The 14192-nt window shown below is 39.9% G+C and carries 13 protein-coding genes; 8 read left to right on the top strand and 5 right to left on the bottom strand.

From position 1 onward, the window contains the following. Nucleotides 1-295: 295 nt before the first annotated feature. From QZ488_RS18685 to QZ488_RS18675, 3 genes are all read right to left on the bottom strand, one after another. Complete coding sequence (locus tag QZ488_RS18685; RefSeq protein WP_293751574.1) at nucleotides 296-601, bottom strand: 4a-hydroxytetrahydrobiopterin dehydratase; 306 nt, start codon at nucleotides 599-601, stop codon at nucleotides 296-298. 175 nt (nucleotides 602-776) lie between these two features. Further along, nucleotides 777-3431, bottom strand: coding sequence for a TonB-dependent receptor (locus tag QZ488_RS18680; protein WP_293751570.1), 2655 nt, complete (start codon nucleotides 3429-3431; stop codon nucleotides 777-779). A 306-nt stretch (nucleotides 3432-3737) separates the two neighbouring features. Further along, on the bottom strand, nucleotides 3738-4187 hold the full coding sequence (locus QZ488_RS18675) for a MaoC family dehydratase (protein WP_293751568.1): 450 nt from the start codon (nucleotides 4185-4187) through the stop codon (nucleotides 3738-3740). 136 nt (nucleotides 4188-4323) lie between these two features. Here QZ488_RS18675 and QZ488_RS18670 point away from each other — a divergent pair, with 136 nt between their 5' ends. The 5 genes from QZ488_RS18670 to QZ488_RS18650 all read left to right on the top strand — a co-directional run bounded on the left by QZ488_RS18670 (nucleotide 4324) and on the right by QZ488_RS18650 (nucleotide 8241). Then, nucleotides 4324-5226, top strand: coding sequence for a LysR family transcriptional regulator (locus QZ488_RS18670; RefSeq protein WP_293751566.1), 903 nt, complete (start codon nucleotides 4324-4326; stop codon nucleotides 5224-5226). Between the two features lie 250 nt (nucleotides 5227-5476). Next, nucleotides 5477-5896, top strand: coding sequence for a tetratricopeptide repeat protein (locus QZ488_RS18665; RefSeq protein ID WP_293751564.1), 420 nt, complete (start codon nucleotides 5477-5479; stop codon nucleotides 5894-5896). Continuing rightward, on the top strand, nucleotides 5897-6811 hold the full coding sequence (locus QZ488_RS18660) for a hypothetical protein (RefSeq protein ID WP_293751562.1): 915 nt from the start codon (nucleotides 5897-5899) through the stop codon (nucleotides 6809-6811). Between the two features lie 9 nt (nucleotides 6812-6820). Next, on the top strand, nucleotides 6821-7537 hold the full coding sequence (locus QZ488_RS18655; RefSeq protein ID WP_366509066.1) for a GGDEF domain-containing protein: 717 nt from the start codon (nucleotides 6821-6823) through the stop codon (nucleotides 7535-7537). Nucleotides 7538-7845: 308 nt separating this feature from the next. Continuing rightward, complete coding sequence (locus tag QZ488_RS18650) at nucleotides 7846-8241, top strand: DUF3718 domain-containing protein (RefSeq protein ID WP_293751560.1); 396 nt, start codon at nucleotides 7846-7848, stop codon at nucleotides 8239-8241. A 292-nt stretch (nucleotides 8242-8533) separates the two neighbouring features. Here the strand turns inward: QZ488_RS18650 and rmuC are convergent, their stop codons facing one another. Both rmuC and QZ488_RS18640 read right to left on the bottom strand, forming a co-directional pair. Continuing rightward, nucleotides 8534-10033 (bottom strand): DNA recombination protein RmuC, encoded by a 1500-nt coding sequence (gene rmuC / locus QZ488_RS18645; RefSeq protein WP_293751558.1) that lies wholly within the window; start codon nucleotides 10031-10033, stop codon nucleotides 8534-8536. 92 nt (nucleotides 10034-10125) lie between these two features. After that, a complete protein-coding gene (locus tag QZ488_RS18640; RefSeq protein WP_293751556.1) occupies nucleotides 10126-11643 on the bottom strand; it encodes a fumarate hydratase in 1518 nt (505 codons plus the stop codon). Nucleotides 11644-11781: 138 nt separating this feature from the next. On the opposite strand from QZ488_RS18640, the gene pabB reads away from it, so the two are divergent. The 3 genes from pabB to QZ488_RS18625 all read left to right on the top strand — a co-directional run. Beyond that, nucleotides 11782-13227, top strand: coding sequence for an aminodeoxychorismate synthase component I (pabB, locus tag QZ488_RS18635; RefSeq protein ID WP_293751554.1), 1446 nt, complete (start codon nucleotides 11782-11784; stop codon nucleotides 13225-13227). Between the two features lie 6 nt (nucleotides 13228-13233). Then, nucleotides 13234-13800 (top strand): CoA pyrophosphatase, encoded by a 567-nt coding sequence (locus tag QZ488_RS18630; RefSeq protein ID WP_293751552.1) that lies wholly within the window; start codon nucleotides 13234-13236, stop codon nucleotides 13798-13800. 135 nt (nucleotides 13801-13935) lie between these two features. Beyond that, the coding region (locus QZ488_RS18625) for a serine dehydratase beta chain (protein ID WP_293751550.1) at nucleotides 13936-14192 on the top strand (257 nt) is incomplete at its 3' end.

Genomic DNA, 14192 nt, shown 5'->3' with positions numbered 1-14192 from the left:
TGAACCTACGACCTTCGGGTTATGAGCCCGACGAGCTACCAGACTGCTCCATCCCGCGCTTGAAATCTTCTTTGAGTCGGAAGTTATGTTTCCTTCCTCTCCTCAAGTGGGGCGTATTATACATAGCAAACTTAGGCGTGCAAGGGGATAATACAGATAAATCCCAAAAACATGTTTAACCGCTCAAACTACATACGATATGTTGAATTATACGACGAATAAGCAAACTGACTTACAACAACTATTGAAATGCACATATGAAATGTAATCTTTGAAATATTGCGCTCAATCAACGTTATTTAAAAAACAGTTCCATTTTTTCTGCTAACTTAAAGTCAAGCTCACTTATTCCAACCGCATCATGGGTAGTCAATTGCACATCAACTTTATTATAAACGTTAAACCATTCTGGATGATGGTTGAGTTTTTCGGCCCAAATGGCTATTTGCGACATCCAACCAAAAGCTCGGATAAAACTTTTAAACTTGAAAGTTTTTGTCAACTTGCCTTCAACTAGTTGCCAATGTTGTTGAATTTCTAATTGTTGGTTGATTTTTTCCAGTTCAATTTGTATTTTTTCTTGGGAATATTTTTCCATGATAGGTTTCTCATCATTGTGTTTGAATCAAAGGATTTGCTTAAAAGTATTTTTATATAATGTGCAATTAATCAGGTAAAGAGAAGTGTGTAGTCACTAATTAATATTATGACAACTGGAAAACTAGTTTACAAAAAAATCCCCGGACGTAGCCGGGGATGATAAGTTTAGGTTTTAACTAAAATTCCACCGCTAAGCGGGCATAGATTTGTCTGCCACGTGGGTCATGTACTCTAGAATCAAAACCACCATTGGTAAATACTTGCGGCGGATCTTCATCAGTTAGATTGACACCACCGAATGTTAGGACGTAAGCGCCATCCGTTTCAAATAAGCCTCCCAAATCGATATTGAGTTGAGCATCCCATGTGAGGTGGCTGTCAATCTCTCCGAGGTCATTTTGATCGTCTGTGTAACTGTCTACATGGCGAGCAAAAATGTTGGCTGAGTAGTTCTCATGTTTCCAATTCAAACCTACATTAGCTTTTAGTTCCGGGGTAGATGTACCAATATTATTGAAATTTCGTGACCCTACACCATCTATTTCACCTGCCTGCGGATCAACCAAGTCATAGGCAAGGATATAGGTCGCAGTTAAGTTGGGAGTGAATGTGCCTATGTCGGTATCTATTTTATAGTTAACGACAAAATCCAAACCAGAGGTTTCGAGTGAACTCGCATTCACATAAGTAGTATTTATGCGAATGATAGGGCCATTCAGTGGATCGCCTACCCTGATAATTCTGTCTGTATTTTGTGGCTCTGCGTTAAGTAGCGCCTGAAAACTCTCTTGAATAATTAAATTGGTGAAATCAAAGTTCCAATAGTCTACCTCAATAGATAAATCATCAACTGGCTCAAGTGAAAAACCAACATTGAATGCAGTTGATTCCTCAGGTACAAGTTCTTCATTACCGCTAGCTCTAACTGCAGCAAAAAATTGCCCACCAGTAATAGGATCACTCACCTGATTAAGGCCAGTACCCCCACCCTCTCTTTGAAAGATAGAGGGTGCTCTAAATGAGGTTGAAACGGAGGCTCTAAGTGAAAAATCTTCAGTTGCTCGCCAAGACAATGCCAGCTTAGGATCAATAGTGTCACCTGTAGTACCGCCGTAATCTTCGTATCTGAGTGCCAATTGTATGTCAATTGTGTCACTTACTGGCAAGGCTAATTCACCAAAAAAAGCAACAACGTCCTGCTCGCCGCCTATATCTGGGTTACCAATAACAAAAGCGAATTTATCTTGGTTAGACAGAGAATCGTGGTCTTGAAACAAATCCTGATACCGATACTGAACGCCAACAGCAATTCCAGCAGCACCGCCATCCATCTCAAATAATTCAGTTGAGAGAAAAGCTTCTGCCACTTCAAGGTTTGACTTAGAATCAATTGATTGCCTGGCGGTAAAAGAATCGATTACGTTCTGAGAATTCGGCGATGTGGTAAATTGTGTTGCGAATGGATTAAAATACTCACATGCACCTTCTCCAGCTACACCTGCTATTGGATCACACCCTTGACCGCCAAAACCACGAAGTGCATTTTGAAACTGTTGCCCTAAGGTATCATTACCGTAGAACAGAAAGTCATTTCGGGCGGCCGTATAACTGACTTCCCAAAAACCGTTTTCCAATTCCCCTTGCAGCATAGTCATGAACCTAAAGGTATCGGATTCTGTGTTCGCGGGATCGCCAGGAAGCGCATTACCATTAGCATCGTTACCGACCTCACGACCAAAGTAAGACACATCCTGTCCAAACACATTGTTTGGGTGAGTAGCCGGAACAGTCGGGAAGGTTAAGATAGGGAAACTCGGTGAGCCACCTCGTTCAGCCCTATTCCTAGCTGTAGTGATTTCCGTTGTCCATTCAATATTATCTGTTAATTGCTTGGTTGCCTTGACATAGGCATTAACTCGAGTTTCATCCGGAACAAAAGAAAAACCTTGCCCGAAGTCAAAACGACAAAGCCCGACACTTAAGCCTGGCACTGTTCCTGGAGGAGCAAGCAACGTTGGTAATCCGCCAAACTCTTCACAACCAGTGGGGTCAATAAATGGAGTTGCACCAATAAAATATGAACCGGGGTTTCCTAATGAACTAGCATCGTCTTGGGGGCGACTTAAGCGACGGTCTCGAGTGAACAAGGGGGAACGATTGGTATAACTAATAGCAGCTAAAATGCTGCTGTCGTCACCGACTGTGCCCCATAATCCTTGAACCGTATATTCTTTATTGTCGCCGTGTGCGCCGTCCTGATAATCAAGCGAAACTTGCGCGCCTTCATATTCTGTTTTGGTAATAAAATTCACTACACCTGCTACTGCATCAGAGCCGTATAATGCAGAAGCGCCATCTTTAACCACTTCCATTCGGTTTAAAGCAATCATTGGTACCAAAGAACTTGTATCTACAAAATTAACTCCGCCGTTGTTATTCTGTGCAGACACCACCTGGCGTTTATTATTTAACAAAATCAAGGTAGAAGCCACGCCTAATCCACGCAGGTTAATATTAGATGTACCAGCAGTAGCATTCTGAGTAAATGCATCCGGAGTATTTTCAGCACCGGTATTTATCGTTAGTGTTTGAGTGATATCGCCAATGCTTTTCGCACCAATAGACTCTATATCTCCAGCATCAAGCACCGCTAATGGTGAAGGTGATTCAAAGTTTTCACTGCGCCTTACAAAACTGCCCGTTACCATAATTAATTCAATGTCTTGCTCTTGATCGGCACTTTGCTCTTGAGCCAGAGCGAGGTTGCTTACAGGCATAAGCTGGGCAGAAATTGCCACTGCTAATGCCGTTAATTTAGTTTTCATTTTCATACTGTGTCCCCAATAGGTGAGCTATTAGCTAGTAGATATTAAATTTCTCATCCAAAGAGCGGACGCTGTATGACGACCCAAACAGAAGACCATCAAACTATTTAATTCTAATAATATTATTTTTTGCTAAGTGCCTGATATATGTAAATATAGACACTCAACTTTCATAGTAGATTGGAGGGAGCAGCATGTAAATAGATTGTTATCTATATGTAAATATCAATTAACCATATGGTCTGACCAGCCGACGTTAAGACATAACAACCGTATTACTATAATAATGAATAAAGTGAGTTCTAATACAGGCTAAGCCCCCACTAACAATGTCAGAAAAACCCCTTTCATTGCAGGTTTATCTCGACCTTCTATCTCTGCAACCGTTTCAAAATAAAACAATTTTCCCGACGCTTTTTGCTCTGTGTTAATCAATGTTGATACAAATCTTATCTTGTCATTGACTCGCACAGCTTCAATGAATCGAATTTTATCGACACCATAATTAAGTAACGATTGAAATTCAGGGTCTGGTTCAATAGATTGATACAGTGAGCTGGGAATCAAAGTAACAGTTAAATAACCATGGGCAATAGTTGTGGAAAATGGACTCTCTTTTTTACAACGAACTGGGTCTACGTGTATCCATTGATGGTCGTTCGTTGCTTTAGCAAACAGATTAATATCATCTTGAGTAATTGTGATCCAATCACCCACAGGGAGTTGTTCTCCACCCACAAGTTCTAATAATTTCTTATTCATATTATTGCCTCATTTGATTAAATATCCAAAAACCTTATCAAGCTTTGCAATATCAATATAATGAATATTAACTATAGCCAAACATTGATTTAACTAATAAATAACGTATGCTAGTGCGAGTTGTATAGGAATATTTATGAATTTGCACCGAATTGACTTAAACTTATTTGCTGTTTTTGATGCGATATACACTGCTGGTAGTTTAACCAAAGCCGCAGATGTGTTGTGTATTACTCAACCAGCTGTCAGTAACTCTTTAGCCCGTTTGCGGGAAATGCTTAACGATCCTTTGTTTGTGCGTACGGGCCACAGTATGACCCCTACCCCAGTCGCTCAAAACATCATCGGCCCTGCTCGGGAAGCCTTAGGATTATTAAGAAGAAGTGTGCAGGAAAGCCATATTTTCGATCCACATAAGGCAGAAAAGACCTTTAACTTCGCCTGTCGAGATTTACTCGAAGTAAACATCATTCCTCGCCTACTTGGTCAATTGCAAAAAAGCGCACCCAAAATTTCACTGACTAACTACGAAATAGAACGTAAAAACATTGTTTCTGCCATGGCTAGCGGAAATTTAGATTTTTACGCAGATGCCTCATCGTTTAGCGATCAACACTTGTGTAAACAAAAAATCGCTCAAGATAGATTTGTAGTTTTAGCACGTAAAAACCACCCCTCATTATCGCAAGGTATGAATATGGAGGAGTTTTTACAACTAGGTCATATAAACGTTTCTCACAGAAAAACCGGTGTGGGCCCAATCGACGTTGCGTTAGATAAAGCAGGTGAAAAACGCAAAGTTGTGATGCGAAGCCAACACTTTTTAACCGTACCTTCTACGCTAGTTAAAACCGATTTAATTGCTTGTTTACCCTATCATCTGGCTAAACATTATGATTTGGCGATGTACGAGTTGCCTTTTGAATTACCCCCCCTTGAATACTTTTTATATTGGCATATGAGCGCCGATTTAGACGATGCGCATATTTGGATGCGAGAACAAATTGCGCAAGTTGCACATGCCTTTCATCCAGAGTAATGGGTAGTTAACAACTTGAGGGGTGCCATCGCCCCTGGGTTCGTTTTATTTCAGCCATCAAGAAATATTTAAACAATATGCTATTCATCTGCTCGTTAAATCGAGAGTCATTCAAAACACTAGTTTTGCTGAGTTTGAATGTTGAATAAAAGGTCTAACATGATAGTTTGCCCTTTAAATCTATTAATTAGAGTATAGGGGCCTGTTATATACTGATAGAGTAATACGCTTCAGTCCTAGGTGTTAATTAATGAAAAAGCTCATCCTTTATATATTATTAATCTACTGTAATAGCGTTTGCTCAGCTAGCAATTCCACTTTAGTTAATAGTAAATTTGACATAAGCGACACGCTTGCACAGATTAAACTCGTTAAGTATTCCAATACCGAGCAAGCTAAAAAGCTCGCACTCGAAACATTAAATGTCACTCTTTCGAATGACGACATCAGACAACAAATACAACTTTATGAAATCTTAGGTGAATTAGAAATTGAACTCGCCAATTATCAAGCTGCGATTACCTACTATTCGACTGCTTTATCATTAAGCGAAGAGCTAAACCAACCTGGTTTAATACTCGACATGCTTAATTTACTCACCATCACTTTTCAGCAAAATGGACAATCGGCAAAGGCCATCGAAGCCGTCGATAGAGCCATAGAACTCTAAATGGATAAGGAATTTCCTTTAAAAATTGGCATAGCGTTACATAACAAAGGGCGTATTTTTCACATCCAGGGAGAATATGACAGTGCTTTTCAATATTTTTCAAAAGCAAACGACATATACCATTCCTTGGATAACAAAAAAATGCTGGCCAAATTGTTAGACGACCAAGGAAACACCGCAATGGTAAAAGGCTCATATCAGGAGGCGACACAGTATTTTTTTAGAGCCATAAACATACATAAAGACATAGATAATAAAGACGGGAAAGCCGATAAAAATTTAGATTTAGGCATAGTGTATTCAGCGATGGGTGAGTTAAAACTAGCTGAAAAATATTTTTTAGAAGCAATTGTCGAAAACCCAATAGGTCGTGAGTCGGTTTTACGAAATGCTAGAGTTTACTTCAATCTAGCCGACCTATTTTCTTTATCAGGTGATTTTGACAGTGCTATTTTATATAGCAAGAAATCTATTGAAGCTGCGAGTTTATATGATGATCAAAGAATATTAACCTTTGCCTATTTGAACTTAGCTGAAGCATCTATTCCTGTTGGAAATTATGCCGAAGCCCGATTAGCGGTTAATAAATGCTTAGAATATACCCAGAAAAATAACACTCCACGCTTAGAAATATACTCTCACCTTTTAGACAGCCGGATTTCAATTAAATATGGTGAATTGATTGAAGCGGAAACGGCCCTACTTAAATCAATGACATTAGCGAAAAAGATTAATGCTGAAGAGTCACTATTGCTTGTAATGAAAGAGTTATCGGAACTCTACGCTACACTAGGTGATTTAGCGAAAGCTTATAAATACCTAGTGCAGTACGACCAACTTAAAGATCAAATTTTCAATGAAGAAAGTAAGCGTATTCTTTTTCAGGAGCAAGAAAAACATAACTCCATTGAATAGCAAAAAACCATTATTAAACTAGAAAACGAAAAGCTTGTTGCCAGCCTGCAAGCAAGTAAAGATAAAGTTCGCAGTTTTATCTTTGTCTCTTGCATTCTACTTCTCCTAATAACATTAGTATTTTTATTTTTACGCTACCGACACAACTTAAAAACCGCCGAGGTTATAAACAAAACAAACAATGAACTCAAACAAGCTTATATAGAAATAGAAAATATAGCGTTAACCGACAGTTTAACGCTATTGAAGAATCGCAGAGCAATCGTTAAAAATATACAAGACCACTACTTACAATTTAAACGTCATAAGCGTGACTTTTGTGTCATTTTAATTGATATAGATTTTTTTAAACAATTTAACGATACCTATGGGCATCATTGTGGTGACGTGGTTCTTAAAGAAGTAGCTCAATGTATTAAAGCAACAGCAAGAGAATCTGATGAGGTGGCCCGCTGGGGTGGAGAGGAGTTTTTAGTGTTCCTTCCAGATACCTCGCTGGAAAATGGCAAACTTGCCGCTGAACGAACACGACAGGCAGTCGAAGCGTTAAATATAGATTATGTTCAACCCGATAATACAGGATCTCAAAAACTTAAACTTACCATTACCCTAGGTGTAACCAATATTTGGAACGATGATACTAGCAGTGATTCAATTATTGTTCGGGCTGACAAGGCCTTATATCAAGGGAAGAAACAAGGTAGGAATTGTATTGTTTCTCTTTAAAAGCATGATTGGGATCTAGTATCGCTCGAACATTTGAAATCCCATTTGGGGAGTTAAATCTGCACGGACTAAATCCTGCGGATAATAATACCGTCTTATACACCTTTATTGACATACTCTTCTTATAAGCTTTAAGCGATTGGGAATTTAACAATACAGTCCAACAACAAAAAGGTTATCAATTCCCATACCTAAGTATCACTGCACAGATTTTTTAATCAATTCAAATAGTCTTTAATAGCCTCATCGAAACAAAACATGTTTCACCGAATTTACAAACTTAAACTTAAACACCGAGGAAATTAACCATGTTGAAAATAGTTAAAACTTCTATCGCTATCGCTACTATCTCTTTATTCACTGCCGGTAACGCACAAGCTGACGTAGGCGAAGCATTGCAAAATATCTGTACTATCGTGAAAGCCGATGACAAAGGTGAACTACGTAAAAAAATGAAACGTGTTCAATCTGATTACAGACTTAAACTTAAAGATTATTACACAGGTGTATCGTGCGGCGGAAACAGCCTTATACGTACAGCTATGTTAAACAACGCTGTTGAAACAGGCACCTTGATGGTTAAGAAAATGCCTAAGGGTGACTTAAGCTCACCTGAGCAAGACGGCAAAACAGTATTAGTGTGGGCTTCTGAAAATGGTTTAGACGCATCACCAATCGTTGCTGCGCTTAACAACAGAATTTAAGCCCCGCGCTTAATAGAGAATTGTTCTTGAACGAACTAAACGTTCAACATGGAAGGTAAGTAGCTTATCCTGCTAACCTTTAAAAATGGCCTCTTTTGAGGCCGTTTTTTTATGCGTAAAAAAACGATTAACTACAGAGGCATTAAGAACATGGAAGATAAGTCACTTAATTCTAAGCAATCTTTTTTATATATGAACGAAACCCTCGGCGCCCGGCTCTCCTTGAGCTCTCTGGTTTAACATCTTTTACCTTTGAGCTAGAAACTCGCAGCTATACAAATAGTTGCTGATTTTATTCTTGCTCATCTTCATCCTCATTTTCAGCACTATCGAGTAAATTTGCGTCTAACGTTTTATTACTTTGTACACCTAATTTACGGAACTGCTCTACTTGCCTTACAAGGTTGCCTTTACCCGTAGATAGTTTGTTCATGGCGCCATCATAACTTTTCTGACTCGACTCTATGGCTTTACCAACTTTATCCATATCCACCATAAAGCCATGAAACTTGTCATATAATTTAGCCGCATTATCGGCAATTTTTTGTGCGTTTTGATTTTGATATTCGTATTGCCAAATATTGTTGATAGTACGTAATGCCACCAGCAAATTAGTGGGGCTAACCAACATAATATTGTTATCAAAAGCCAATTTCATCAACTCGGGAGCTTGGTCGGCGGCAAGTATAAATGCAGACTCTATAGGAATAAACATCAGCACATAATCTAAGGTGCGAATGCCTTTTAAGTCTTGATAGTCTTTTCTACCTAGTTCTTTTATATGATTGCGCAATGAGTTGACGTGTTCTTTTAGGTGCACAACGCGCGCTAACTCATCATCATGTTCATTAAAATAACGTTCATAAGCGGCGAGCGACACTTTAGAGTCAATCACTATATCTTTGTCGTTAGGTAAATGGACGACTACATCAGGTTGAAAACTTTTTCCGTGTTCATTTTTTAGTGAAACTTGAGTGTCAAACTCATGACCTTCGCGCAGACCTGATTCTTTTAACACTCTTTCTAAAACAACTTCCCCCCAATTACCTTGCACTTTGTTGTCGCCTTTTAAGGCTTTGGTTAAGGCAGCTGCATCATGGGTAATTTGTTGGTTGAGCTCTTTTAAGCCTAAAATTTCAGTTTTAAGGGATGCCCGTTCTTGCCCTTCTTTAACGTACTGATCTGTGACTTGCTTTTTGAAGCCTTCAATCTGTTCTTTTAACGGTAATAAAATCGAATCTAAGCCAGCTGTACTCGATTGGCTAAATTTTTCATGTTTCTGTTCAAAAATTTTGTTAGCAAGGTTCTCAAATTGTTCTTGTAAACGTTTCTCGGCCGCTTCTAACAACTGTAATTTATCCTGACTGGCAATTTGTTCTTGTTCAAAACGAGCGGCTTGCGACTCTAATTGCGTGCGTAACTCACTTGCCTGTCTATTACTTTGTTGATGTTGCTGCTGCCAATAGTTTTTCTCTGTTTCTAACTCGGCAATTCTTCCCACTCGTTGGGTCAATTGACCTAGTTTATTTTGTGTGAGCATTTGTTCTTGCTGAGCAATTCGCTGTTCAGAGGTTAATGCTTTAATCATTATATCTTGTTGTGCAAGCTGGTCCCTTAACTGAGTTTCTTGTTGGTTAGCAAATAAACTGTTTTGTTCAACCGTTTTCTGCGCATTTTTATTGGCCTTAAAGCTAATAATAAATGCACCAATCAACACTCCCAATAAAAATAGACCTACAAAAATAGCTATTAAAGAAGTAGGCAGTAAATTAACGTCGTTAAATTGACTCATAAAGATCTGTTCTGCTCTTTTGGTAATTCTTAGCAATAAAAAAGGCGGTAAATCGTAATTTACCGCCGTGATCAGGACCTAACTAAAACAACTTATTTTTCCATTTCAGCAATTTTGATTTTCCAAATAGCAGGGCCTGTTTCATGGGCGTTGGCTCCGGTGCTATCCACCGCAACGGTTACTGGCATGTCCACTACGTCAAATTCGTAGATAGCCTCCATGCCTAAATCTTCAAAGGCTACTACGCGCGCCTTTTTAATCGCTTTAGACACTAAATAGGCAGCACCACCCACAGCCATTAAATACACAGATTTGTGTTTGGCTATACTTGCCACTGTAGCTGGGCCACGTTCGGCTTTACCAATCATGCCGCTGATGCCAGTTTGCTCTAACATCATGTCAGTAAATTTATCCATGCGCGTCGCCGTTGTAGGGCCTGCTGGGCCTACAGCTTCATCACGTACCGCATCCACTGGGCCAACGTAATAAATAAATTTATTCTCGAAGTCCACGCCCTCTGGTAAACCTTCACCATTGGCTAACATGGTTTGAATACGTTTGTGTGCGGCATCTCGTCCGGTTAACATTTTACCTGACAACAAAACTGTTTCGCCGACTTTCCAGTCTTGGATATCTTGTTTGGTCACAGTGTTTAAATCAACACGGCGAGTGCCCTCGCCTACTTCCCAAGTCACTTTTGGCCAATCTTCTAATTTAGGTGGGGTAAAATCAGCAGGTCCAGAGCCATCTAAGTGAAAATGAGCATGTCGGGTTGCCGCACAATTTGGGATCATCACCACAGGCTTTGAAGCAGCATGGGTGGGCATTGATTTAATTTTTATATCCACAACTGTAGTTAGACCACCTAAACCTTGTGCACCAATGCCTAAGTCATTGACCTTTTTAAATATATCTAAGCGTAATTTCTCTTCTGTTGTTTCTGCGCCTCTGTCCATCAACTCTTGAATATCAACCGGATCCATCAAACTTTCTTTGGCTAATACCCCAGCTTTTTCAGCCGTACCACCTATGCCTATGCCTAACATACCTGGAGGACACCAGCCCGCCCCCATAGTAGGCAATGTTTTCACAACCCAGTCGGCAATATCATCACTAGGATTAAGCATGACCATTTTAGATTTATTTTCAGAGCCGCCACCTTTGGCTGCAATCATAATTTCAATTTCACCACCAGGCACGGTATCTATGTGTACAACAGCTGGCGTGTTGTCTGTAGTATTGATTCTTTTCCCCGCAGGATCGGCGACAATCGATGCACGCAATGGATTATCAGGATTTAAGTAAGCACGGCGTGTACCTTCATCTACCATTTCTTGTACGGTCAAATCTGTTTTATCCCATTGCACACCCATACCAATTTTTACAAAACAGGTAACTATGCCAGTGTCTTGACACAATGGGCGTTTGCCTTCGGCAGACATGCGTGAATTGATCAGTATCTGCGCCATGGCATCTTTTGCAGCCTGACTTTGTTCTTTGTTGTAAGCCTTTTCGACCGCTTTGATGTAATCAAGGGGATGATAATAGGAAATAAACTGCAAAGACTCTTCAATACTATCGATAAAATCTTGCTGACGGATAACAGCCATAGATGCCTCTTAAATTTTCTGGGTTAAGTTTTCACTATTAGATATGATAACCTGAACAGGCAATTTGCTCCACGACAATTCAGCTAAGCAATCAGTAACCTACCCACTGTTATTTTGAGGTACATAAAAGTAGTCAGCATGAACAAACACACTTATTCATTAACAGTCAGCCCGCTTAATTTACCTGAACAGTATTCGATGGCCGACATCTTTGCCCATTTTGCAACTGCACCATGGGCGATGTTTCTAGACTCTGCGAATAGCCAACGTGAGGATGGCCGTTTTGACATAATAGTGGCTAACCCAATTGCAACCGTTACCACAGTTGGCAACACAAGCAATGTATGGCAACAAGACACCAATCAAAACCTAGAAAGCACAGTTAATCCATTGTCGTTAGTACAAGACTTATTAAAAAAATTTTTGCCTAGTAGTCAGGTTATCGCTAACCAAAAAACTACATTACCCTTTATGGCAGGTGCACTAGGTTTGTTTGGTTATGACTTAGGCAAACGTTTCGAAAGCCTGCCCAATAAAAACGCAGATGAGTATTCTACCCCCGACATGGCGGTGGGTATTTATGCGTGGAGCATAATTAAGGACAATATTAATCAGCAGTTTTATTTATGTTCTATTGATCAATATCCTCACCCATCGATTAAAGATATTCAGCAATGGGTAAATTGTGACAATACACAACACGCGTTTAGTTTAACCAGTGATTGGCAATCGAATATGAGCCAACAACAATATACTGAAAAACTGTCTCGCATTTTTTCCTATTTACAGGCTGGTGACTGTTATCAAATCAACTTAGCCCAGCGGTTTTCAGCTAATTATTCTGGCGACGAGTGGCAAGCTTATCAACGTTTGCGTAAAGCCAACCAAGCCCCCTTCTCTGCCTTTATTCGCTTAACAAATAGTGTCGTAATGAGTATTTCACCTGAACGATTTTTGTCAGTCAATGATGGCTTAGTGCAAACTAAACCAATCAAAGGCACCAGACCTCGGAGTGATGACCCGAAACAAGATCAGCAACAAATTGAATCCTTATTAAGCGCAGAGAAGGACCAAGCCGAAAACTTGATGATTGTTGATTTACTGCGTAATGACCTTAGCAAACACTGTCAGCCAGGCAGCGTTAACGTGCCCGAATTGTTCAAATTAGAAAGTTTTGCTGCAGTCCATCATCTGGTGAGCACAGTAACCGGTCAACTAAAAACAACCAGTAGCCCTATAGACTTATTACAAGGCGCGTTTCCCGGAGGCTCAATCACAGGCGCCCCGAAAATTCGCGCCATGCAAATTATCAACGAGCTAGAGCCAAACAATCGCAATGTTTATTGCGGTAGTATTGGCTACTTAGGTCTGTTTGGCGATATGGATACCAATATTTGTATTCGTACTCTGCTATGCGAGAAATCACGCGAACAATCCAACCATCAACAAACCATACATTGCTGGGCCGGTGGTGGTATTGTGCTTGACTCTGACGCTAAAGATGAATATCAGGAGAGCTTAGACAAAGTGTCAAAAATATTACCTGTATTAAGTGAAAACACTACCTTGTCGAGGCTTGGATAAACGCCCATGGATAAAGCACAGTTCCTCACTCGATTTCATCATGCTAAACAAGTTCATACTGTGGCGGATTTTCCGCTGAGAGAACCGGGTAAACCCGCTGCTGTATTATTACCAATATTGGAGTACAGCAATGAACTGACTGTACTGTTTACGGTAAGAGCAAGTCATTTAAAACATCATGCTGGTCAAGTGAGTTTTCCGGGTGGAAAACAAGAGTTATTTGACAATTCGTTGGTTGAAACTGCTTTACGTGAAACCCATGAAGAAGTGGGTTTATCCCCCAGTAAAGTAGAAATTGTCGGTAACTTACCTTTATATCGCACAGTGAGTCGTTATGAAGTGTTACCTTATATTGGCTTTATCTCTGCTCCAACAAGCTTAAATTTAGATAAAAATGAAGTAGATAGTACCTTCGAAGTACCGTTAAGTTATTTAATGGATCAAAGTAACCATCTAATTCATTGGGTTAAACGCAAAAATGGGCAATTCCCTGTTTATTTTATCCCGTGGGAAAAACACAATATTTGGGGGGCTACCGCAGCTTTTGTGCGTAATTTATCGAATCATTTTTAAACAAACAACGAATACCCCATCCAAAGTTACAATAATCTTTACACTCTGACTTCAGAGCGAATACAGCTTAGCTATTGTTCTCATAACAATTAACTAGCACAATCACGTTTTATATATTGTTGTGGAACGAGCAAAATGATCAGCGTTTTTGATATGTTTAGTATAGGTATTGGCCCTTCTAGTTCGCATACTGTTGGCCCAATGCGTGCAGCCAAAACATTTTGCGAACAACTAGAAGCCCAAGGCGACTTTGAAAAAACCGACGAAATAAAAGTAGAGCTGTTTGGCTCCTTAGGGCAAACAGGCAAAGGACACGGAACCGGCAAGGCCGTGATTCTAGGGCTACTTGGTCACGCCCCAGAAACGATCGATAGTTCGTCGGTGGGAGCTTT

The sequence above is a fragment of the uncultured Paraglaciecola sp. genome, assembly GCF_913020055.1.
Lineage (GTDB): Bacteria > Pseudomonadota > Gammaproteobacteria > Enterobacterales > Alteromonadaceae > Paraglaciecola.
This window is presented reverse-complemented; position numbering and strand designations above follow the sequence as displayed.